Source organism: Pantoea sp. ACRSB, from assembly GCF_022346905.1.
In the GTDB taxonomy this organism is placed as follows: Bacteria; Pseudomonadota; Gammaproteobacteria; order Enterobacterales; family Enterobacteriaceae; genus Pantoea; species Pantoea piersonii.
Genome location: NZ_JAKRNL010000002.1, coordinates 805498 through 827206 on the forward strand (window position 1 = coordinate 805498; position 21709 = coordinate 827206).

The window sequence follows — 21709 nt, forward strand, 5'->3', positions numbered from 1 at the left end:
GACAACAGCGTAGGGCTGATTCACATCCTGAATCGGGTGAGCTATCTATACCACAGCCCCGGCGTGGCAAAAGGGTGCGGCGCTAAGCCGCTGCGCCCGATTAATTTCAGATGAAATTATTAATTAACCAAATTAATAAAGGCGCTCGATGGGGCTGCACTTATAGCTCTTTATTGGGATGGATCGATATAAAAGCGTTCAGCGAAGTTAAATAGAAAGGTTTTGGGTAAATAACGTACCAGTTATTAATATGGCGCAAGACGGGTAAGCTCTTACACAATAAAAATTATTGATATTCACTTTTGGCGCCCAGCGCTTTTGCAGCCGTTTTTTTCAGAGTAAGCCTGGAAAAAAACATGCCACATTCAATTTTTTTGAGCAAATTTACATATCTTTAATCGGCAGAGGGATCGGGAGCTGACTGATTCAGCAGGAGAAAACGTCTCTTACAGGCGCGTCAATAATAGTGCCCGCTGCTACAGCGCATTTATGCTGGCGGTGCGGCTTGTCAGCCTAAAAACACGCTGCCTTTTTTAACGAAAGCTTGCCTGCCGTTAATATTCAATTTTTTGCTGCAAAGGCACGATTACAGCCTCCGTTAATGGCAAAGCAGACCGTTTCTTTCTCTCAAGGCTCTGGTTAAGATAGACGCGACGCGTCTTTTACCCTGAAAAAGCACAATGTACTTTCCAGGCCTCTGAGTTTCTCTACAGGATCCAGGCATGTTGAACCGGTTAAAGAAAACGCTACTCGCCGCGCTGCTTCCCACGCTGATGCTGATGCCGCACGCGCCCGCCTGGGCTGACGTCAGCGACTCGCTGCCCGATATGGGCACGACCGCTGGCTCGACGCTCTCTATCGGCCAGGAGATGCAGATGGGCGACTTTTATGTGCGTCAGCTGCGCGCCAGCGCGCCCTTAATTAACGATCCCCTGCTCAACCAGTACATTAACCAGCTCGGCCAGCGCCTGGTCGCCCATGCCGACTCGGTAAAGACGCCCTTTCACTTTTTTCTGATCCAGAACGACGAGCTTAACGCCTTCGCCTTTTTTGGCGGCAATGTGGTGCTGCACGCCTCGCTGTTTCGTTTTACCGAGAATGAAAGCCAGCTTGCCTCAGTCATGGCGCATGAAATCTCACACGTTACCCAGCGCCATCTGGCGCGCGCAATGGAAGATCAGAAGCGCAACGCGCCTTTGACCTGGGTCGGCGCGCTGGGATCGATTTTACTGGCGATGGCCAGTCCGCAGGCAGGCATGGCGGCGCTGACCGGTACGCTGGCGGGTACGCAGCAGGGCATTATCAGCTTTACGCAGGGCAACGAACAGGAGGCCGATCGCATCGGCATTCAGGTGCTGCAACGCGCCGGATTCGATCCCGAAGCGATGCCGAACTTTTTACAGAAGCTGGCCGATCAGAGCCGCTTCTCCTCAAAACCGCCGGAAATCCTGTTGACGCACCCCCTGCCGGACAGCCGCCTGGCGGATGCGCGCAACCGCGCCAACCAGATGCGCCCGGTGGTGGTGCAGTCCTCGCAGGATTACTACATGGCGAAAGTGCGCGCGCTCGGCATGTACGCCACCGGCCGCAACCAGCTTACCGACGAGCTGCTGGATGAGTATGGCCGCGGCAATAGCCGCCAGCAGCAGGCGGCGCAGTACGGCAAAGCGGTGCAGTTTTTACAGGCGAAAAGTTTCGCCAGCGCGAAAAAAATCATCGAGCCGCTGCTGGCAAAGCAGCCCGATAACATCTGGTTTCTCGATATCATGACCGATATCGATATTGGTCTGAACCAGCCGCAGCAGGCGATCGCGCTGCTTAACGCCGCAGGCGGCGCAAAAAACAGCCCGGTGGTGCAGCTTAACCTGGCGAACGCTTACGTCGAGGCGAAACAGCCCGCTAACGCCAGCCGCATTCTTAACCGCTATACCTGGTCGCATCCCGACGATCCCAACGGCTGGGATCTGCTGGCGCAGGCGTCGGCGCAGCAGGGGCTTAATGACGAAGAGATGTCGGCGCGCGCCGAGACGCTGGCGCTTAACGGCCAGCTCGATCAGGCGATCACCGCCCTGAGCAGTGCCAGCGCGCAGGTGCCTGTCGGCAGCCTGAAACAGGCGCGCTACGACGCGCGAATTGACCAGCTGCGCCAGTTGCAGAGCCGTTTTAAACAGTATCAAAAAGGATAAACGCTGATGGTCACTCTTTATCACAACCCGCGCTGCAGCAAGAGCCGCGAAACGCTGGCGCTGCTGGAGGCGCAGGGCGTCGAACCGGAAATCGTGCGCTACCTGGAGACCCCGCCGGATCGCGAAACGCTGCAAATTCTGCTGCAAAAACTCGGCCTGAGCAGCGCCCGTCAGCTAATGCGCACCAAAGATGAGCTTTATAAAACGCTGCAGCTGGAAAACGCCAGCGAAAGCGAACTGCTTGACGCGCTGGCGTCGCACCCGGCCCTGCTGGAGCGGCCCGTGGTCGTCAATGACGATCGGGCGCGAATCGGCCGTCCGCCGGAAGCGGTGCTGGCGATCCTTTAAAGACCGAGCGTCTCTTTTACGAAGGGAATAGTAAGTTTGCGCTGCGCGCTGATGGAGGCGTGATCGAGACGATCCAGCGTATCGAACAGCGTGCGCATTTCGCGATCGAGGCGTTTCAGCAGGAAGCGCCCCACGTCCTCCGGCAGCTCAAATCCTCGCATGCCGGCGCGCAGCTGCAGCGCCTGCAGTTTATCTTCATCGCTCAGCGGCTGCAGACGGTAGATCTGCCCCCAGTCGAGGCGCGACGCCAGATCGGGCAGATTAAGATTAAGCTGGCGCGGTGGTCGATCGCCGGTGATCAGCAGTCGGGTTTTGCCCGTTTCCAGAATACGGTTATAGAGATCGAAGATCGCCATTTCCCACGCCTCTTCTCCCGCGATGCACTCGATGTTGTCGATGCAGACCAGCGCCAGATGCTCCATGCCGTCCAGCACGTCCGGTACAAACCAGGTACGCTTATCCAGCGGCACATAGCCGACTGCTTCACCGCGCGCCGACATTTCTGCGCACGCGGCGTGCAGCAGATGGCTGCGGCCTCCGCCTTCGCGCGACCAGAAATAGAGATAGCTGCCGTGTTGCTGACTGAGGGCGCCTTTGAGCGCGGCAATAAGGGACGGGTTTTCCCCCGGCCAGAAGCTGGCGAAAGTTTCGTCGTCCGGTAAGTAAAGTGGCAGTGACAGTTGTGCCGGCGTGTTCAGAAGCACCTCAAAGAGAACAGGCAAAAAACGGGGCAAGTCTACCACAGTTTTCGCCGGGAGAGGATAACGGGCGTCCCTGCCCGCAAGGGGCTTAGTGACCGCCCTTCTCTTCCGCGTCCAGCACCACTTCCTCTGGACGTAGCAGCGAAATAACGCGGAAAATCAGCGCCAGCAGCACGCCGACCAGCGTCGCCAGCGCCATGCCTTTCAGCTCGGCGGCGCCGATATGCACTTTCGCTCCGCTGACGCCGATGATCAGGATAACGGAGGTCAGGATCAGGTTTTGCGCCTTGCTGTAATCGACCTTCGATTCAATCAGCACCCGGATGCCCGACGCGCCAATCACACCATAAAGCAGCAGCGAGACGCCGCCCATAACCGGCACCGGGATCGCCTGAATTGCCGCCGCCAGTTTGCCGACGCACGACAGCAGGATTGCGATGATCGCCGCGCCGCCGATTACCCAGGTGCTGTAGACGCGGGTAATCGCCATAACGCCGATATTTTCGCCGTAGGTAGTATTCGGCGTCGAGCCGAAGAAGCCGGAGATAACGGTTGAAAGACCGTTCGCGAACATTGAGCGGTGCAGACCGGGATCGCGGATCAGATCTTTTTTCACGATATTCGCGGTTACGACCAGATGCCCGACATGTTCAGCGATGACCACCAGAGCAGCGGGCAGAATCGTCAGCATCGCCGCCCATTCGAAACGCGGCGTATAAAAGGTCGGCAGCGCGAACCAGGGCGCGTTATAGACTGGCGTCCAGTCAACGATGCCCATCGCGAAAGAGAGCGCATAGCCTGCGACCACGCCGACCAGGATAGGGATAATGGCGAGGAAACCACGAAACAGCACCGAGCCGAAAACCGTCACCGCCAGCGTCACCAGCGAAATGATTATCGTCGTGCTGTCGGCGCTGCTCCCTTCCGCCGGCAGCAGACCCGCCATATTGGCCGCCACGCCCGCCAGCTCCAGCCCGATAACCGCCACGATTGCGCCCATCGCCGCCGGCGGGAACATCACGTCGATCCAGCCGGTACCCGCCTTTTTCACAATCAGCGCGACGATGCAGAACAGCACGCCGCACAGGATAAAACCGCCCAGCGCCAGCTCATAGCCCAGCGGCAACAGCAGCAGCACCGGCGAGATAAAAGCGAAGCTGGAGCCGAGATAGGCGGGGATTTTGCCTTTACAGATAAAAAGATAAAGCAGCGTGCCGACGCCGTTGAACAGCAGCACCGTTGCCGGGTTGATATGGAACAGGATCGGCACCAGCACCGTCGCGCCGAACATGGCGAAGAGATGTTGCAGGCTGAGCGGTATGGTTTGCAGTAACGGCGGGCGTTCGCTAACGCCAATGGCGCGACGAGTCATCATTTATCCCCTTAAAAGGTTGTGTTTTTTTGCCAAAAAAAAGCCGACTCTCTGGTCGGCTGATTCAGTTATTTAGTTCCGAAAATTTTGTCGCCGGCATCGCCCAGCCCCGGAATGATATAGCCCTTTTCATTGAGTCCATGATCGACTGAAGCGGTGTAGAGCTCCACGTCCGGATGCGCCTTCTCCAGCGCGGCGATCCCTTCTGGCGCGGCAACCAGAACCAGCACCTTAATGCTGGTGCAGCCCGCTTTTTTCAGCAGATCGATTGTGGCGATCATAGAGCCGCCCGTTGCCAGCATCGGGTCGACCACCAGCGCCAGGCGCTCTTCGATATTGGAAACCAGCTTCTGGAAGTAAGGCACCGGCTCCAGCGTCTCTTCATCGCGGTAGACCCCGACCACGCTGATACGCGCGCTCGGCACATGCTCAAGCACCCCTTCCATCATCCCCAGACCGGCGCGCAGAATCGGCACTACGGTGATTTTTTTACCTTTGATTTGATCGATTTCCACCGGGCCGTTCCAGCCTTCGATGGTGACGCGCTCGGTTTCCAGATCGGCGGTGGCTTCGTAGGTCAGCAGGCTGCCGACTTCCGACGCCAACTCGCGGAAGCGCTTTGTACTGATATCGTGCTCACGCATCAAGCCCAGTTTATGTTTGACCAGCGGGTGTTTAACTTCCACGATCTTCATTGGTGTTCTCCCGGAATGAGTTGAGCTAAAAAAAAATCGCGGGATTATACCGCCTTTTCGCAAGCGCGCCATATGTCGTTGCGCAAAGAGGGAAACATTAGTTCCTGTATTCAAGGATTGATGAAAATCGTCCGGCGCGCAATTTGACCAGGCAATGGGGCTCGCAAACGTTTGCCTGCGCTGTTAGAATTGCCGCGCTTTTTGTTAACCACCAACCGCAATCGCGTGGGGATTCCGCAGTGACCGACAAGACCTCTCTCAGCTACAAAGACGCCGGCGTTGATATTGATGCTGGTAATGCTCTGGTTGACCGTATTAAAGGCGTAGTGAAAAAGACTCGCCGCCCGGAAGTGATGGGTGGGCTGGGCGGTTTCGGCGCACTTTGCGCGCTGCCGCAGAAATATCGCGAGCCGGTGCTGGTCTCCGGAACCGACGGCGTCGGCACCAAGCTGCGTCTGGCGATGGATCTGAAGCGCCATGACGCTATCGGCATCGATCTGGTCGCCATGTGCGTGAACGATCTGGTGGTTCAGGGCGCGGAACCGCTGTTTTTCCTCGACTATTACGCCACTGGCAAGCTGGATGTCGAGACCGCCTCTTCCGTTATCACCGGCATCGCCGAGGGCTGTCTGCAGTCCGGCTGCGCGCTGGTCGGCGGCGAAACCGCAGAAATGCCGGGCATGTACCACGGCGAAGATTATGACGTGGCCGGTTTTTGCGTCGGCGTGGTCGAAAAATCGGAAATTATCGACGGGTCAAAAGTGCAGGACGGCGACGTGCTGATCGCGCTGGGCTCCAGCGGCCCGCACTCCAACGGTTATTCGCTGGTGCGCAAAATTCTTGAAGTAAGCCAGACCGATCCGCAGACCAAACAGCTGGACGGCAAACCGCTGGCGGATCATCTGCTGGAGCCGACCCGCATCTATGTGAAAAACATTCTGAGCCTGATCGAGCAGGTCGATGTGCATGCGATTGCTCACCTGACCGGCGGCGGCTTCTGGGAAAATATTCCGCGCGTACTGCCGGATAATACCCAGGCGATTATCGACGAGAAGAGCTGGGAATGGCCTGCCGTCTTTAACTGGCTGCAGCAGGCGGGCAACGTCAGCCGTCACGAGATGTACCGCACCTTTAACTGCGGCGTAGGCATGGTGATTGCGCTAAGCGCTGCCGAAGCGGATAAAGCGGTCGAGCTGATGCGCGCCGCAGGCGAGAAAGCCTGGAAAATCGGCGTGATTAAAGCCTCAGACTCGGAAGAGCGCGTGGTTATTAACGCATGAAAAAGCTGGTTGTGCTGATTTCCGGCAACGGAAGCAATCTTCAGTCCATCCTCGACGCCTGCACCAGCGGGCGTATTAACGGCAGCGTCGCTGCCGTTTTCAGTAATAAATCGACCGCTTTCGGCCTGACGCGCGCGCGCGAGGCGGGCGTGCCGACCCATACGCTGGCGGCCAGCGATTTTCCCGACCGCGAGGCGTTTGATCGCCAGCTGATGCAGGAGATTGACGCTTACGCGCCCGATCTGGTGGTGCTGGCGGGCTATATGCGCATTCTGAGCAGCGCCTTTGTCGCTCACTATCAGGATCGCCTGCTGAATATCCATCCTTCGCTGCTGCCAAAATACCCCGGCCTGCATACCCATCGTCAGGCGCTGGAGAACGGTGACGCCGAACACGGCACCTCCGTACACTTCGTCACCGACGAACTGGACGGCGGCCCCGTCGTGCTGCAGGCCCGCGTACCTGTCTTCCCTGGCGACGACGAAGATGAGATCACCGCGCGCGTGCAGCATCAGGAGCATGCGATCTATCCGCTGGTGGTTAGCTGGTTTGTCGAGGGACGTTTAGCGATGCGCGAAGGCAAGGCCTGGCTGGATAATCAGCCACTGCCGCCGCAGGGCTATGCGTACGATTAACAGCTATCGGGCCGTTGCCAACTGACGGCTCACAAAGTCACATGCAGGCGTCCCGCGTCAGGGACGCCTTAAACGCTTTTGCAATGGGCTGATATCACCCTCCGCTAGCCGTAGCGTCCGGTAATGTAATCCTCGGTGCGCCGGTTGCGCGGCGAGGTAAAAATGCGATCCGTTTCATCAAACTCCACCACCGCGCCCTGATGCATAAAGGCGGTGTAGTCGGAGACGCGCGACGCCTGCTGCATATTGTGGGTGACCAGCACCAGCGTAAAATGCTGCTTCAGCGTGGTCATCAGCTCTTCGATCACCAGCGTAGAGATGGGATCGAGCGCAGAGGTCGGCTCATCCAGCAGCAACACCTCTGGTTCAATAGCAATGGCGCGGGCGATCACCAGACGCTGCTGCTGACCGCTGGAAAGCGTCAGGGCGTTCTGCCCTAGCTGATCTTTTACTTCGCTCCACAGCGCCGCCGCGCGCAGCGCGCGTTCGCACGCCTCGTTCAGCACCCGCCGGTCGCGCACGCCCTGCAGCCGCAGGCCATAAACCACATTTTCATAAATCGATTTGGGGAACGGATTGGGCCGCTGAAACACCATGCCGATACGACGCCGCAGCGCCGACAGATCCTGCGACGGCTGCATAATGGCGTGGTCGCCCAGCAGAATTTCGCCCTCAATACGGCAGCTATCCACCACGTCGTTCATGCGGTTAAAGCAGCGCAGCAGCGTCGATTTGCCGCAGCCAGACGGCCCAATCAGCGCGGTAATGCGCTTTTCAGGAATACGCAGCGAAATATCATGCAGCGCCTGACGCTCGCCATACCACAACGAAAGGTGGTTTAGCGTCAGCGCCGTTTCGGTATCGGGCATCATAGTCATCATCTTTTATTGGGTCATCAGGCGGTAGCGTTCGCGCAGCCGATGGCGCAGCGCCATCGCCAGCAGGTTGAGCGACAGGATAATCAACACCAGCAACAGCGCCGTAGCGTATACCAGCGGGCGATCGGCCTCGACATTGGGGCTCTGAAAGGCGAGATCGTAAATCTGGAAGCCGAGGTGCATAAACTTGCGGTCGAGATGCAGATAAGGAAATACCGCGTCAACTGGCAGCTCCGGCACCATTTTTACCACGCCCACCAGCATCAGCGGCGCGGTCTCTCCCGCCGCGCGCGCTACTGCTAAAATCAGGCCGGTCAGCATCGCGGGAAGCGCCATTGGCAGCACGACGTGCCACAGCGTTTCCGCCTGGGTCGCGCCCAGCGCCAGCGAGCCCTGACGCAGCGAGTCGGGTATACGCGACAATCCCTCTTCAGTGGCGACAATCACCACCGGCAGCGTCAGCAGCGCCAGCGTCAGCGACGCCCACAGCAGCCCTGGCGTGCCGAACGTGGGATTAGGCAACGAGCGGGAAAAGAAGAGCTGATCGAGCGTGCCGCCTGCCAGCCAGACAAAAAAGCCCAGCCCAAAAACGCCATACACAATCGACGGCACGCCCGCCAGATTTACCACCGCGATGCGCACCAGCCGCGTCAATGCGTTGCGACCAGCATATTCATGCAGCCAGATGGCTGAGATGACGCCAAACGGCATGACGACCAGCGACATCAGCAGCACCATCAGTACAGTGCCGAAAATCGCTGGAAAGGCGCCGCTTTCGCTTTCGCCATCCGCGGGCGAATCGCTGACGAAATGCCAGATCTGACGCAGCGTGTGCGTTAGCTTTTGCTGCGCGTTCATGGCGTTAGGACGCCATGCCTCAACCACCTGTGCCAGCGGAATGGCATGCTCGCGATCCTGCGCGTCGCGCAGAATCAGCACGTCGCGCTGGCTCTCGCGCTGCAAGTCGGCCAGCTGACTGCTGAGCCGGGCGAAACGGCGCTGCAGCGCCGCCTGGTTGGCCTCGAACTCCGACAGCGCGCGCGTATCGAACTGCTGCTGCTGCCGTAGCCGATCGGCGCGCACGTCCAGCGCCGCCAGCTGGTCGTTGAGGCGTGTCAGATCGACGTGGCGAATGCGGTTGATTTTATGCAGTAGCGCGCGCACCTGATCCAGCCGCTGGTTCAGCAGCGCATCGGGATCGCGCGCCGTCAGCGCCTCGTTATCTTCGCGCAGGCCGGCAAACCAGCCGTAGGCGTTGCCGCCGCTGCGCCGCTGCAGCACCATCACCTCTTTCGGCTGGCTGACATTCAGCGCCTCACGCGCATAGATCACGCGGAAATCGGGCGCGTCCCAGTCGCGGTTGCCGGTTTTAATCAGGTAGCGATGGACCTGGCTTACCGGCGGCAATGCATCATTCTCCGCTGCTGGCGCGGGGAAATGGGGTTGATGCTCAAGGGTTTCGCCCAGCAGCGCTGTTGACTGGCCGCCGGGCTGCGTCATCTGGTAGAGATCGACGCGCTGCGGCCAGAAGGCGCGCACTCCCTGCCACGCCAGCAGCGCAATCATTAGGGTAAAAGCCAGCAGACAGACGCCGACCGCGCCTGCGGTCAGCCAGCGCCAGCGGTCATTTTGTCGCATCGCCTTCATGCCTGGCCCTCGTGCTGGCTGTATCGCTGGCGCAAGCGCTGACGGATCAGCTCGGCCAGCGTGTTAATAATCAGGGTAAAGACCAGCAGCATCAGCGCGCTGAGAAACAGGATTCTGTAGTGCGCGCTGCCTGCCGCCGCCTCCGGCATCTCAATGGCGATGTTAGCGGAAAGCGCGCGCAGCCCGGAAAAAAGACCGCCCTGGCTCTGCGGCGTGTTGCCGGTCGCCATCAGCACAATCATGGTTTCCCCTACTGCGCGGCCAAAGCCAATCATCAGCGCGGCGAAAATGCCAGCCGACGCGCCCGGCAGCACCACTCGCGTCAGGGTCTGCCAGGGCGTTGCGCCCAGCGCCAGCGACCCCTGCCCCAGCGCCGCAGGCACGCTGAACAGCGCATCCTCCGAGAGGGTAAAAATCAGCGGCACCAGCGCGAAGCCCATCGCCAGACCGGCAACCAGCAGGTTGCGCTGTTCATAGTGCGGCAGCCATTCCGCAGCGTCGCGCATCAGGAAGGTGGGGATAATCAGCGTAGCCAGCGTCACAATCAGCAGTAACGGCAGCAGCAGCATCACTTCGCGCCCCGGCTGACGCCAGCGCGGCGGCAGATGCCGACTGAGCGCGCCGCAGATAAGCAGCGTCGCCGCCAGCGTCAGCGGCAGCAGCAATACGCCGAGCAGCGCCTGGCTGATATGCGGCGCCAGCCACAGCCCGGCGATAAGCCCAATAACCACGCTGGGCAGCGCGCCCATCATCTCGATTGCCGGTTTAACCCAGCGTCGCAGGCCCGGCGCCATAAACCAGGCGGTATACATGGCGGCCGCCAGCGCCAGCGGCGTGGCGAACAGCAGCGACAGGGCTGCCGCTTTCAGCGTACCGGCAACCATCGGCATAAAGCTGAACTTAGCCTGATAGCTGTCTGCGGCGTTAGTAGACTGCCAGACCCAGTCCGGCGCGGGGTAATTTTCATACCAGATTTTTTGCCAGAAGCTGCGCCAGCTAACGTCTGGCCAGGGGTTGTCGAGACGCAAGACCTGCCAGCTGCCAGCGCGCTCCAGCAGCAGCGCGTCGCCGCGCGGCGAGAAGGCGGCGCTTTCTATCCCAGGCGCAAGCTGGCGTTGCAGGACGGGGCCAGGCTGCTTGCTGGCGAACAGTTTCAGCGCGCCGCCGGGCTCCAGCGTGGCGAAGACGCGGCGCTGCGTTTCTGTGACGATCTCTGCGGTCGGGCTGCTCCCGGCGAAAGTGCGAATTTCATGCAGGCGCGGCCCTTCCGCTCCGGCGATAGCGAACCACTGCGTGACGCCGCGGCCATCCTGAATCAACAGGCTTCGCCCGCCTGCCAGCAGATGCAGGCTACGCGGCGGCTGCGCCAGCGACACCGTTTCGCGCAGCGTCGCCCGGTCGTCGTCGAGCTGCCAGACGCGCAGCACGTTGCCCTCGCTGGCATAGAGCAGATCGCCCTGCGGCGACAAAAGCAGATGATCAGCATGCGCCTGCGGCAGCTCGACGATGCGCGGTGCCTGCTGAGGCGCCAGCGTCAATACGCGCAGACCCGCGTCGGTCAGCAGGCTGATACGCCATTTGGTTTCGTTTAGCGTCGCCAGCGCCATCGCTTTTACCGCGCCCTCCGGCAACCGCAAGGGCGTATCGCCGAGCGGATAGCGCCATGTGCCGTCTACCGGCTGCAGCAGCGTCAGCGCGCCCTGCGCGTTAAGCAGCAGCGTGCGCTGGTCAGCGCTGCTGACCACCTGCTGCGGCGCCGGACGCAGCATCAGCGGCGTTTCCGCAGGCTGACCGTTAAGCGGAATAAAGCGCGCCGCGCCGTCCTGTCCGATTCGCCAGCCCCGATCGCCCTGATTTCCCACCATCAGCGCCGGCTCGCTATCCCACAGCCGCTGCGCGGCCTGGGGATGAACGCCCGGCGCGGCGAACAGCGGCAGTACCACCCAAATCAACCAGAAAAAGAGCAGTAGCATCAGCAGTAAAATAGCGATGCCGCAGGATGTGACCAGACGCCGCGTGAAGCGGTCGATAGCGCGGCGACGGCGGTCGCTGAAGTTGACGGGAATATGCTTTAGGCTCATGCGGCTCTGAATGAGATCGGTAGTAAGCCGCTATGTTGCCCGTAGCTGGTTGATAAGACAACTATTGACGTTGGACAAGGTTGCCATACTCTCGCCATAATGATGTTGGACACTGGTTCTTTAAGTCCTGCGAACGCGATATGGAGTCAGAATGGGTCAGGAAAAGCTGTATATAGAAAAAGAATTGAGCTGGTTGTCCTTCAACGAGCGCGTTTTACAAGAAGCGGCGGACAAAACCAACCCGTTAATTGAGCGCATGCGTTTTTTGGGGATCTATTCCAATAACCTTGATGAGTTTTACAAAGTACGCTTTGCCGATCTTAAGCGGCGCATCCTGATTGGCGAGGAGCAGGGATCGCCCGGCCTGCCGCGCCATCTGCTGAAGAAAATTCAGCAGCGCGTCATGAAGTCGGAACAGGAATTCGACGGTCTCTATAACGAGCTGCTGCTGGAGCTGGCGCGCAACCAAATCTTTTTGATTAACGAGCGCCAGCTTTCGCCCAATCAGCAGGTATGGCTGCGCCACTACTTCAAACACGATTTGCGTCAGCACATCACGCCGATCCTTATTAATCACGACACCGATCTCACCGAGTTCTTAAAAGATGACTATACCTACCTGGCGGTAGAGATCATCCGCGGCGAGGAGATTCGCTATGCGCTGCTGGAGATCCCTTCCGATAAGGTTCCACGCTTCGTTAATCTGCCCGCTGAATCGCCGCGCCGCCGCAAGCCGATGATCCTGCTGGATAACATCCTGCGCTACTGTCTCGATGACATCTTTAAAGGCTTCTTTGATTACGACGCGCTGAACGCCTATTCAATGAAGATGACACGCGATGCGGAATACGATCTGGTTACTGAGATGGAGTCGAGCCTGCTGGAACTGATGTCCTCCAGCCTCAAGCAGCGTCTGACCGCCGAGCCGGTGCGTTTTGTTTATCAGCGCGATATGCCTGACGCCATGGTGGAGCTGCTGTGTAATAAGCTGACCATCTCCAACTACGATTCAATCGTGCCGGGCGGCCGCTACCATAACTTTAAAGATTTCATCGGCTTTCCGGACGTTGGCAAAAGCAATCTGGTCAACCGCCCGCTGCCGCAGATCCGCCATATCGGCTTCGACGGCTTCCGTAACGGCTTCGACGCCATTCGCGATCGCGACATTCTGCTCTACTATCCCTACCACACCTTTGAGCATGTGCTGGAGCTGCTGCGTCAGGCCTCCTTTGACCCGAGCGTGCTGGCGATCAAAATCAACATCTATCGCGTCGCGAAGCATTCGCGCATTATGGATGCGATGATGCACGCCGCCTATAACGGCAAAAAGGTGACCGTTGTGGTGGAGCTGCAGGCGCGTTTCGACGAAGAGGCCAATATTCTGTGGGCCAAACGCTTAACCGAAGCGGGCGTGCACGTTATTTTCTCTGCGCCGGGCCTGAAGATTCACGCCAAGCTGTTCCTTATTTCACGTAAAGAAGGCGACGAAGTGGTGCGCTACGCCCATATCGGTACCGGCAACTTTAACGAGAAAACCGCGCGTATCTATACCGACTATTCGCTGCTGACCGCCGATGCGCGCATCACCAACGAAGTGCGCCGGGTATTTAACTTTATTGAAAACCCTTATCGTCCGGTGAGCTTTGAGCACCTGATGGTGTCGCCGCAGAACTCGCGTCAGATGCTCTACCAGCTGATCGATGCGGAAATCGCCAACGCGCAGCAGGGTCGCCCCTGTGGCATTACGCTGAAAATTAATAACCTGGTGGATAACGGTCTGGTCGATCGTCTCTATGCGGCATCCGGCGCAGGCGTGAAGGTCAATCTGCTGGTGCGCGGCATGTGTTCGCTCATTCCCGATTTGCCTGGGATCAGTGAAAATATTCGCGTGATCAGTATCGTTGATCGCTATCTTGAGCACGATCGCGTCTATATTTTCGAAAACGGCGGCGACAAAAAAGTCTTTCTCTCTTCCGCTGACTGGATGACGCGTAATATCGATCATCGCATTGAGGTCGCAGTCGCGATCCTCGATCCGCGCGTGAAACAACGCATTCTGGACATTATCGCTATTCTGTTTAGTGATACGGTGAAAGCGCGTATCGTTGATAAAGAGTTGGGGAACCGCTATGTTCCGCGCGGCAATCGTCGTAAGGTCCGCTCTCAACTGGCGATTTATGATTACATCAAGAAACTGGAACAGCCTGAATAATCTATGCCCATTTCTCATAAAAGTACGCCAAGACCGCAAGAATTTGCGGCAATCGATCTTGGCTCAAATAGCTTTCATATGGTCATCGCGCGCGTGGTCGACGGCGCTATGCAGGTGCTTGGTCGTCTGAAGCAGCGCGTGCATCTGGCTGACGGTCTGGACAGCAAAAATCGCCTGAGCGAAGAGGCGATGGAGCGCGGGCTGAGCTGCCTGGCGCTGTTCGCTGAACGTTTGCAGGGTTTCAGCGCGAGCAACGTCACCATTGTTGGCACCCATACCCTGCGCCAGGCGGTAAACGCGGAAGAGTTTCTGCAGCGCGCGGCGGAGGTCATCCCCTACCCTATCGAGGTCATTTCCGGTCATGAAGAGGCGCGCCTGATTTTTATGGGCGTCGAACATACGCAGCCGGAGAAAGGACGCAAGCTGGTGATCGACATCGGCGGCGGCTCGACCGAACTGGTGATCGGCGAAAACTTCGAGCCGCAGCTGGTTGAAAGCCGCCGCATGGGCTGCGTCAGTTTCGCCCAGCTCTATTTCCCCAACGGTGAAATCAGCCGCGAAAACTTCCGCCGCGCGCGCCTTGCGGCGACGCAAAAGCTGGAGACGCTGGCGTGGCAGTATCGCCTGCATGGCTGGCAGTACGCGCTCGGCGCGTCGGGCACCATCAAGGCGGCGTGCGAAGTGCTGCAGGCGATGGGTGAAAAAGAGAAGATGATTACGCCAGAGCGGCTGGACATGCTTTATGACGAGGTTATAAAGCATAAATCATTCAACGCGCTGAGCCTGCCGGGCCTTTCTGAAGAGCGTAAATCGGTGTTCGTGCCGGGGCTGGCGATTATTTGCGGCGTGTTCGACGCGCTGGCGATTCGCGAGCTGCGCCTCTCTGACGGCGCGCTGCGCGAAGGCGTCCTCTACGAGATGGAGGGCCGTTTCCGCCATCAGGATATTCGCAGCCGTACGGCGCAGAGCCTGGCGAACCATTACGCCATCGACAACGATCAGGCGCGTCGCGTGCTGGATACCACCGATCAGCTCTATCTGCAGTGGCGCGATCAGAATCCTAAGCTGGCGAACCCGCAGCTGGCGGCGCTGTTGAAGTGGGCAGCGATGCTGCATGAAGTCGGACTGACCATTAACCACAGCGGTATGCAGCGCCACTCCGCCTATATTCTGCAAAACACTAACCTGCCCGGTTTTAACCAGGATCAGCAAACGCTGCTGGCGGCGCTGGTACGCTTCCATCGCAAAGCCGTCAAGGTCGAAGATCTGCCGCGCGTCACGCTGTTCAAGAAAAAACAGTTCCTGCCGCTGCTGTTTCTGCTGCGCCTTGGCACCTTACTCAATAATCAGCGTCAGGCGACTACGCGACCCGACTCGCTCAAGCTGACCACCGATGAGGGGCACTGGACGCTGACGTTCCCGGCGGGCTATTTCAGCCAGAACAATCTGGTGCAGCTCGATCTGGAGCGTGAACAGACCTACTGGACTGAGGTCACCGGCTGGAAACTGACGCTGGAAGAAGAAGCCTGAGGAGGTGGGCGCCTGCGCCCACGTAATAAAAGCGAACCATGATTAAAACTGAAAACTATTTTGCCGAGACTTATGGGCTGACGCCGACCCACTCTGAAGTGCTGGCGGCGCTGCCTTATCTCAATCCAGGCAAAGCGCTGGATCTTGGCTGCGGCAATGGCCGCAACAGCCTGTTTCTGAGCCAGAATGGCTTCGACGTCACCGCCTGGGATCACAATCCCGCCAGCCTGGCGCGCCTTGAGCAGATCGTCGCGCAGGAAGGGATAACCAATATTCATACCGAGCAGCGCGACCTGAATCAGACGCGCTTCAATGGCGGCTATACCTTTGTGCTCTCCACGGTAGTGATGATGTTCCTGCAGCCGGAAACCATTCCGCAGCTGATTGCCGATATGCAGGCGAGTACGGTGAGAGACGGGCATAACCTGATTGTCGCGGCGATGAGTACCGATGATTACCCCTGCCCGCTTGCGTTCCCCTTTACTTTTAAGTCGGGCGAGCTGAGCCACTACTACCGCAACTGGCATATCCTGAAATACAACGAGCACGTTGGTCAGCTACACAAGCGCGATGAACAAGGCAACCGCATCAGCTGCCGCTTCGCCACCCTGCTGGCGCAAAAAGCCAGCCTGTAAACCGGGGCTGCGCAACGCGGCCCACTCCAGCCCTGCTCTTTTTTTAATCGGCGGTTGATTTCAACGCAGCATTATGACTAAATGTTGCCATCGCCCGACAGGGTAATTACAGGAAACACCTCGCGTGAACAGCGCCATCCCTTCCCGAAGACGTCCCAAATCCGGTTCCTTTACCCGGATCGTTTTACTGATTAGCTTTATTATTCTTGTTAGCCGCCTGATCTTTATCCTGCCTGCCGCTTTTGAACATCATCAGCAGAAAAAAGCCGCGCCGCAATCTGCCCCTTTGAGCACCGCTATCCGCGACAACACTTAACCGTCTTGACCCTTTGCCGCTTCCGGCTAAACGCAGTCTGAATAACCGCGTCTTTTTTTGCGTCCTTTTGCGAGGCGAACCGCTACACTTCGTGCTGTAACTTTCAGACACAAGGGACTCGTTATGTCTGCCTCGCATACTCAACGTTTAAGTGAAATTCGTCATCGCATTCTGACGCTGCTGCTCAGTGAGCCGGATCTGGTGGACGCACTGCTGGAGAAATCCGGTGAGCGCAGCCCTGAACAGCAACGTGAAAATGCGGCGCACCAGGCTGCGCTGGAGCAGGATATCGCTCAGCTGCACGCAGCGGATTTAGCCGATATCCTTGAAGCGCTGCCGGAAGAGGAGCGCCAGGCGCTGTGGCGTCTGGTTCCTACCGCACAGCGCGGCCATGTGCTGGTCGAGGCTTCTGAAACCGTCTGGGCCAGCCTGACGGAGGAGATGAGCGACCGCGATATTCTGCGCGCCATTGAGCCGCTCGATATTGACGATCAGGTCTGGCTGGCGCGCTACCTGCCGCGCGATCTGACCGGTCGTCTGCTGGCGACGCTGGAGCCGGGTCAGCGCGCACGCGTGCTCAGCGTGGTCGATTTTGATCGCGATCGCGTCGGGCGCATTATGGATTTCAATATTCTGACGGTGCGCGCCGACGTCACGCTGGCAACGGTGCAGCGCTATCTGCGCCACCGAAAAAGCATGCCGAACGGCACAGACAAAATTTTCATTACCGATGAAAACAATCTGCTGCTGGGCGAGCTGTCGCTGACTGATATTCTGCTGAACAAGCCGAAAAAACGCGTCGAGGAGGTGATGAACACCTCGCCCACCACCTTTCAGCTTAATGATAAAGCCGAGGACGCGGCAGGCGCGTTTGAACGCTATAACCTTATCTCCGCAGCGGTAATCGACGCGAAAGGCAAGCTGATTGGGCGCGTCACCATAGAGGACGTAGTCGATCTGGTTAACGAAGAGAATGAAAGCAATATTCGCCGTATGGGCGGCATCAGCCAGGAAGAGGATGTGTTCGCGCCGGTGCGCAAAGCCGTACGCCGACGCTGGGCCTGGCTGGCGGTCAATCTCTGTACCGCCTTTATCGCGTCGCGCGTTATCGGCCTGTTTGAAGACACCATCTCCCAACTGGTGGCGCTGGCAACGCTGATGCCGATTGTAGCCGGTATCGGCGGCAATACCGGCAACCAGACCATCACGATGATTGTGCGCGCGCTGGCGCTGCATCAGGTCGAACCGGGCAACTTCTCGTTTTTGATTGCGCGCGAACTGGGCGTCGCGCTGCTTAACGGCCTGTTCTGGGGCGGCGCAATGGGGCTGATTACCTGGCTGATGTACGACAATCTCGAGCTGGGTGGGGTAATGATGCTGGCGATGATGCTTAATTTGCTGCTGGCGGCGCTAATGGGGGTATTGAACCCGCTGATCATGACCAGACTGAAACGCGACCCGGCGGTAGGCTCCAGCGTGCTGATTACGGCGATTACCGATACCGGCGGCTTCTTTATTTTCCTCGGTCTGGCGACGCTGTTTTTGCTGCATCATTGATTGTTGACGTCAGCGGCGGATGCCATGCAGTGCGCGTAGCGCTGCATCGTCTGCTGCAGGTTGAGCCGCAGCGTTACCTGTGCCAGCTCGCGCACCGCGGCGGGAATAACGTAGCTGCCGCGCTGTTCCAGCCACTCCAGCACATCTGCCAGATGCCAGAGCGCGGTTTTGCCGTCATGCACCGGCAGCGGAAACTGCGGGCTATGGCTGAGCATCAGCTTACGCATATTCTGTCGGGAAACGCCGATAATGTCGGCAACATCCGTCAGGCCGACAAGGTCGGGCGCAGCCTCGGTGAGCTGCGCCCCAGGCAGCGCGCTCTGCACATTCCTGATGGCGCTGAGTACCGCTCGCTGTGCACTGGATGCCTCACGGGTAAACTCCAGCGCCACTTTTCCCGGCACGCCCAGCCCCACCAGCGCATCGTCACAGCCCGCCTCAATCAGCTGCTTTAAAAGCTCTTCTTCCGGTAAAAAAGGTTTCGGCAGCTGAAAACGCAGCGTAAAAATATATTCCATGTTTTCTCCTTAATGCAGTTTGCGAACCGCAATACATTTATCAACCACCCGCCGCAGCGCTCGCGCGTGGTTAAAAGCGTTCCGCGGCGTACTCCAGATAACGCTGATGCAAAACTCTCCGCAGCGGCATGCCGCCGAGTGCATGGGACAATACATTTTGCCCCAGCCATGATGCCCCATTGTTACTATCTGCCACCCGTACGCTTCGGCATGCCGCAGCGCCGCTTCAATCTCTTTAGCTGGATGCCGTCTTCTTTCCATCGTGATGCACCTTATCCTGAACCCTCACGGTTGTCAACTGACAACTTGATATCGGTTTTTTTGTCTGTTCAGCAGCATGCCCGAAGTTGCCTGGCTCAGGGAATTTCATGAAAAATCATGGAAGAGCCGCCGCAAAAAATTTTATGCAGGGGCGCGCTGTGCGCCCTACACTTCCTTAAAACCAAAGGAGAAAAGCATGTTTAAACCTGATGATTTTGTGCAGTCGAAAACCGGTGGGCCAAAAATGCTGGTGCTGCGCGTGGAAGGCGAAACGCTGTGGTGCGCGCGCGTTGATGACGCGGCAAAAAAAGAGATTGAGGTGAAGGCAGACAGCGTAAACCTCTACCATGAAGACGGGGATTTCGGCGTCTGCTGACGCCTGCGCCGGGCCTTTAGCCCGGCGGATTATCCTGTTGAACGTTCTGGCTGCCGATCCCGCCAATAAAGGGCAGACGCAGACGCAGCGGGGTAAAATCCACGCCCATATTCAGACCCAGAACGTTAAGCTCAAACCCCTCTTCCGCCCCCAGCGTCACGCCAGCGATGCCCAGAACGGAAATCTGAATTCCTCGGCCCGACGGCGGCAAACCAACTGGACGCCACAGCGGCCGGTAATCTTTGCCGAGCGCGTTGGCTGGCATGTCGAGTTTTAATGCCGGCACTTCGCGTCCGATATGTGCAAGAAAGGTATTGCTGTTCGGTCCTGGCCAGGCGTGGTAAGTATGTGGCCAAGGGTAAGATTTAATCGCCGCCTCAATACGCGGGATCATCGCCTCAGCCTCCGCGCCGCGGTGCTCTACCAGCAGGCGCGGCTTTGCGCCATACCAGTAGCCGTCCGGCAAATTGCTGTTGCGGCGTACTTTGTCGCCACTGCCCCAGCTAATCACTTCATAACGGTTGTAATGCGTCTCGCCCGCACGCTTGAAGATAATCCAGGGGTGCACCGCTACCGCCCCTTTCCAGCCGTAGGTCGGCGCGGCATAGACCTGCACAATAGCCTGATCCACATAGCGTTGCGGATCGGGGGCCAGACCCGCGGAGTCGCGCCGGGCTGACCACCAGCCTCCCTGACTGCCGGAAAGTTCTCCATGGCGCGTCGCCTGTGCCAGACTGGCGCCCAGCGACAGCAGGATCACCAGCAGAATGCAGAGGCTAAACGCTTTAAGTGGCAGCATAGGGGTATCCTGGAGTAAGGGGCGGAAAGAAAATCGCCAGCCTGTCTGGCGACAGGCTGGCGATTGATTAATCAACGCGCTTCAGTGTAAGCGGAAAGGTTATTCCCACTCAATGGTCGCCGGCGGCTTGCCGCTGATATCGTATACCACGCGGGAGATGCCGTTGACTTCGTTGATAATGCGGTTAGAGACGCGGCCGAGGAAATCGTACGGCAGATGCGCCCAGTGCGCGGTCATAAAGTCGATGGTCTCTACCGCGCGCAGCGAAACGACCCAGTCATATTTACGACCGTCGCCCATCACGCCCACGGAACGCACCGGCAGGAACACGGTAAACGCCTGGCTCACTTTGTTATAGAGATCTGCTTTACGCAGCTCTTCAATAAAGATCGCATCGGCGCGACGCAGCAGATCGCAATACTCTTTTTTCACTTCGCCCAGTACGCGCACGCCGAGACCCGGACCCGGGAACGGATGGCGATAGAGCATATCGTACGGCAGGCCCAGCTCCAGACCGATCTTGCGCACTTCATCTTTGAACAGCTCTTTCAGCGGCTCAACCAGGCCCAGCTTCATCTCTTTCGGCAGGCCGCCCACGTTGTGGTGCGATTTAATGACGTGCGCTTTGCCGGTGGCGGAGGCGGCGGACTCGATCACGTCCGGATAGATGGTGCCCTGCGCCAGCCATTTTACGTCGGTCAGCTTGCTCGCCTCTTCGTCGAACACTTCAACGAACACGCGGCCAATGATTTTACGCTTGGCTTCCGGATCGTTTTCGCCCGCCAGCGCATCAAGGAAGCGCGCTTCAGCCGGTACGTGAACGATATTGAGGCCAAAGTGATCGCCGAACATATCCATCACCTGCTCCGCCTCATTCAGACGCAGCAGACCGTTGTCGACGAATACGCAGGTCAGACGATCGCCAATAGCGCGGTGCAGCAGCATCGCGGTTACGGAGGAATCCACGCCGCCTGACAGGCCGAGGATCACTTTGTCGTTGCCGACCTGCGCACGAAGGCGCTCAACCGCGTCTTCAATGATTTTCGCTGGGGTCCACAGTGCCTCGCATTCGCAGATGTCGAGCACGAAACGCTCCAGCATGCGCAGTCCCTGACGGGTGTGAGTAACTTCCGGATGGAACTGCACACCGTAGAAACGCTTCTCTTCATTGGCCATGATGGCGAACGGACAGGTTTCGGTACTGGCAACGGTCACAAAATCGGACGGAATGGCGGTTACTTTATCGCCGTGGCTCATCCAGACGTCGAGCAGCGGCTTGCCTGCGGCGCTGATAGCGTCTTCAATGTCGCGGATCAATGCGCTTGGGGTGAGGACTTCTACCTGCGCATAGCCGAATTCACGTTCGTTAGAGCCTTCGACTTTGCCGCCCAGCTGCATCGCCATGGTCTGCATGCCGTAGCAGACGCCAAGCACCGGAACGCCTGCATTGAAAACGTACTCCGGCGCGCGCGGGCTGTTGAGTTCGGTGGTGCTTTCCGGACCGCCGGAAAGGATGATGCCGTTCGGGTTGAACTGGCGGATCTGCTCTTCGGTGACATCCCATGCCCAGAGTTCGCAGTACACGCCCAGCTCACGGACGCGGCGCGCGACCAGTTGCGTGTATTGAGAACCAAAATCGAGAATCAGAATGCGATGCTTATGAATATTTTCCGTCGTCATTG

The 21709-nt window shown here is 58.3% G+C and carries 20 protein-coding genes; 10 read left to right on the forward strand and 10 right to left on the reverse strand.

The annotated features are described in order from the left end of the window. Nucleotides 1-722: 722 nt before the first annotated feature. Together MHZ89_RS10250 and arsC are read left to right on the forward strand one after the other, a co-directional pair. On the forward strand, nt 723-2186 hold the full coding sequence (locus tag MHZ89_RS10250) for a M48 family metallopeptidase (RefSeq protein WP_120457597.1): 1464 nt from the start codon (nt 723-725) through the stop codon (nt 2184-2186). Between the two features lie 6 nt (nt 2187-2192). Next, complete coding sequence (gene arsC, locus MHZ89_RS10255; RefSeq protein ID WP_311782909.1) at nt 2193-2534, forward strand: arsenate reductase (glutaredoxin); 342 nt, start codon at nt 2193-2195, stop codon at nt 2532-2534. Here arsC and hda read toward each other — a convergent pair. The 3 genes from hda to upp all read right to left on the reverse strand — a co-directional run bounded on the left by hda (nt 2531) and on the right by upp (nt 5302). After that, entirely contained in the window at nt 2531-3232 is a 702-nt protein-coding gene (gene hda, locus MHZ89_RS10260) for a DnaA inactivator Hda (protein ID WP_311783023.1), read from the reverse strand. The genes arsC and hda overlap by 4 nt on opposite strands. 91 nt (nt 3233-3323) lie before the next feature. Continuing rightward, on the reverse strand, nt 3324-4607 hold the full coding sequence (gene uraA / locus MHZ89_RS10265; protein WP_311783024.1) for a uracil permease: 1284 nt from the start codon (nt 4605-4607) through the stop codon (nt 3324-3326). A gap of 68 nt (nt 4608-4675) precedes the next feature. Next, the gene (gene upp, locus MHZ89_RS10270) at nt 4676-5302 is read right to left on the reverse strand and encodes a uracil phosphoribosyltransferase (protein WP_120457591.1); all 627 of its coding nucleotides are present in this window, start codon (nt 5300-5302) and stop codon (nt 4676-4678) included. A 239-nt stretch (nt 5303-5541) separates the two neighbouring features. On the opposite strand from upp, the gene purM reads away from it, so the two are divergent. Both purM and purN read left to right on the forward strand, forming a co-directional pair. Then, complete coding sequence (purM, locus tag MHZ89_RS10275; protein ID WP_126689532.1) at nt 5542-6582, forward strand: phosphoribosylformylglycinamidine cyclo-ligase; 1041 nt, start codon at nt 5542-5544, stop codon at nt 6580-6582. Continuing rightward, nucleotides 6579-7217 carry a phosphoribosylglycinamide formyltransferase gene (gene purN / locus MHZ89_RS10280; RefSeq protein WP_311782910.1) on the forward strand — a complete coding sequence of 213 codons (639 nt, stop codon included), beginning with the start codon at nt 6579-6581 and terminating at the stop codon, nt 7215-7217. Before purM ends, purN begins: the two co-directional genes overlap by 4 nt. Before the next feature lie 104 nt (nt 7218-7321). Here purN and pstB read toward each other — a convergent pair whose 3' ends face one another. Genes pstB through MHZ89_RS10295 form a run of 3 tightly spaced genes read right to left on the reverse strand, consistent with a single transcriptional unit; the run spans nt 7322 to nt 11823 of the window. Next, the gene (pstB, locus tag MHZ89_RS10285; protein ID WP_311782911.1) at nt 7322-8089 is read right to left on the reverse strand and encodes a phosphate ABC transporter ATP-binding protein PstB; all 768 of its coding nucleotides are present in this window, start codon (nt 8087-8089) and stop codon (nt 7322-7324) included. A gap of 12 nt (nt 8090-8101) precedes the next feature. After that, the gene (gene pstA / locus MHZ89_RS10290) at nt 8102-9742 is read right to left on the reverse strand and encodes a phosphate ABC transporter permease PstA (RefSeq protein WP_311782912.1); all 1641 of its coding nucleotides are present in this window, start codon (nt 9740-9742) and stop codon (nt 8102-8104) included. Further along, complete coding sequence (locus MHZ89_RS10295; protein WP_311782913.1) at nt 9739-11823, reverse strand: ABC transporter permease subunit; 2085 nt, start codon at nt 11821-11823, stop codon at nt 9739-9741. Before MHZ89_RS10295 ends, pstA begins: the two co-directional genes overlap by 4 nt. 151 nt (nt 11824-11974) lie before the next feature. On the opposite strand from MHZ89_RS10295, the gene ppk1 reads away from it, so the two are divergent. From ppk1 to mgtE, 5 genes are all read left to right on the forward strand, one after another. Next, a complete protein-coding gene (gene ppk1 / locus MHZ89_RS10300) occupies nt 11975-14035 on the forward strand; it encodes a polyphosphate kinase 1 (protein WP_311782914.1) in 2061 nt (686 codons plus the stop codon). 3 nt (nt 14036-14038) lie between these two features. Beyond that, the gene (ppx, locus tag MHZ89_RS10305) at nt 14039-15565 is read left to right on the forward strand and encodes an exopolyphosphatase (RefSeq protein WP_311782915.1); all 1527 of its coding nucleotides are present in this window, start codon (nt 14039-14041) and stop codon (nt 15563-15565) included. A 38-nt stretch (nt 15566-15603) separates the two neighbouring features. Next, a complete protein-coding gene (gene tehB / locus MHZ89_RS10310) occupies nt 15604-16200 on the forward strand; it encodes a tellurite resistance methyltransferase TehB (protein ID WP_311782916.1) in 597 nt (198 codons plus the stop codon). 124 nt (nt 16201-16324) lie between these two features. After that, nucleotides 16325-16516 (forward strand): YfgG family protein, encoded by a 192-nt coding sequence (locus MHZ89_RS10315; protein ID WP_311782917.1) that lies wholly within the window; start codon nt 16325-16327, stop codon nt 16514-16516. A gap of 123 nt (nt 16517-16639) precedes the next feature. Next, complete coding sequence (gene mgtE / locus MHZ89_RS10320) at nt 16640-18073, forward strand: magnesium transporter (protein ID WP_311782918.1); 1434 nt, start codon at nt 16640-16642, stop codon at nt 18071-18073. On the opposite strand, the gene MHZ89_RS10325 is transcribed toward mgtE, so the two are convergent. Both MHZ89_RS10325 and MHZ89_RS10330 read right to left on the reverse strand, forming a co-directional pair. After that, on the reverse strand, nt 18067-18591 hold the full coding sequence (locus MHZ89_RS10325) for a DNA-binding protein (protein ID WP_311782919.1): 525 nt from the start codon (nt 18589-18591) through the stop codon (nt 18067-18069). The genes mgtE and MHZ89_RS10325 overlap by 7 nt on opposite strands. Nucleotides 18592-18600: 9 nt before the next feature. Continuing rightward, on the reverse strand, nt 18601-18852 hold the full coding sequence (locus MHZ89_RS10330; protein ID WP_311782920.1) for a hypothetical protein: 252 nt from the start codon (nt 18850-18852) through the stop codon (nt 18601-18603). Between the two features lie 196 nt (nt 18853-19048). Here MHZ89_RS10330 and MHZ89_RS10335 point away from each other — a divergent pair, with 196 nt between their 5' ends. Further along, nucleotides 19049-19228, forward strand: coding sequence for a DUF2158 domain-containing protein (locus MHZ89_RS10335; RefSeq protein WP_311782921.1), 180 nt, complete (start codon nt 19049-19051; stop codon nt 19226-19228). Nucleotides 19229-19244: 16 nt separating this feature from the next. Here MHZ89_RS10335 and MHZ89_RS10340 read toward each other — a convergent pair whose 3' ends face one another. Next, the gene (locus tag MHZ89_RS10340; protein WP_311782922.1) at nt 19245-20027 is read right to left on the reverse strand and encodes a DUF3750 domain-containing protein; all 783 of its coding nucleotides are present in this window, start codon (nt 20025-20027) and stop codon (nt 19245-19247) included. Nucleotides 20028-20126: 99 nt separating this feature from the next. Next, the gene (guaA, locus tag MHZ89_RS10345; RefSeq protein WP_311782923.1) at nt 20127-21707 is read right to left on the reverse strand and encodes a glutamine-hydrolyzing GMP synthase; all 1581 of its coding nucleotides are present in this window, start codon (nt 21705-21707) and stop codon (nt 20127-20129) included. Between the last annotated feature and the right edge of the window lie 2 nt (nt 21708-21709).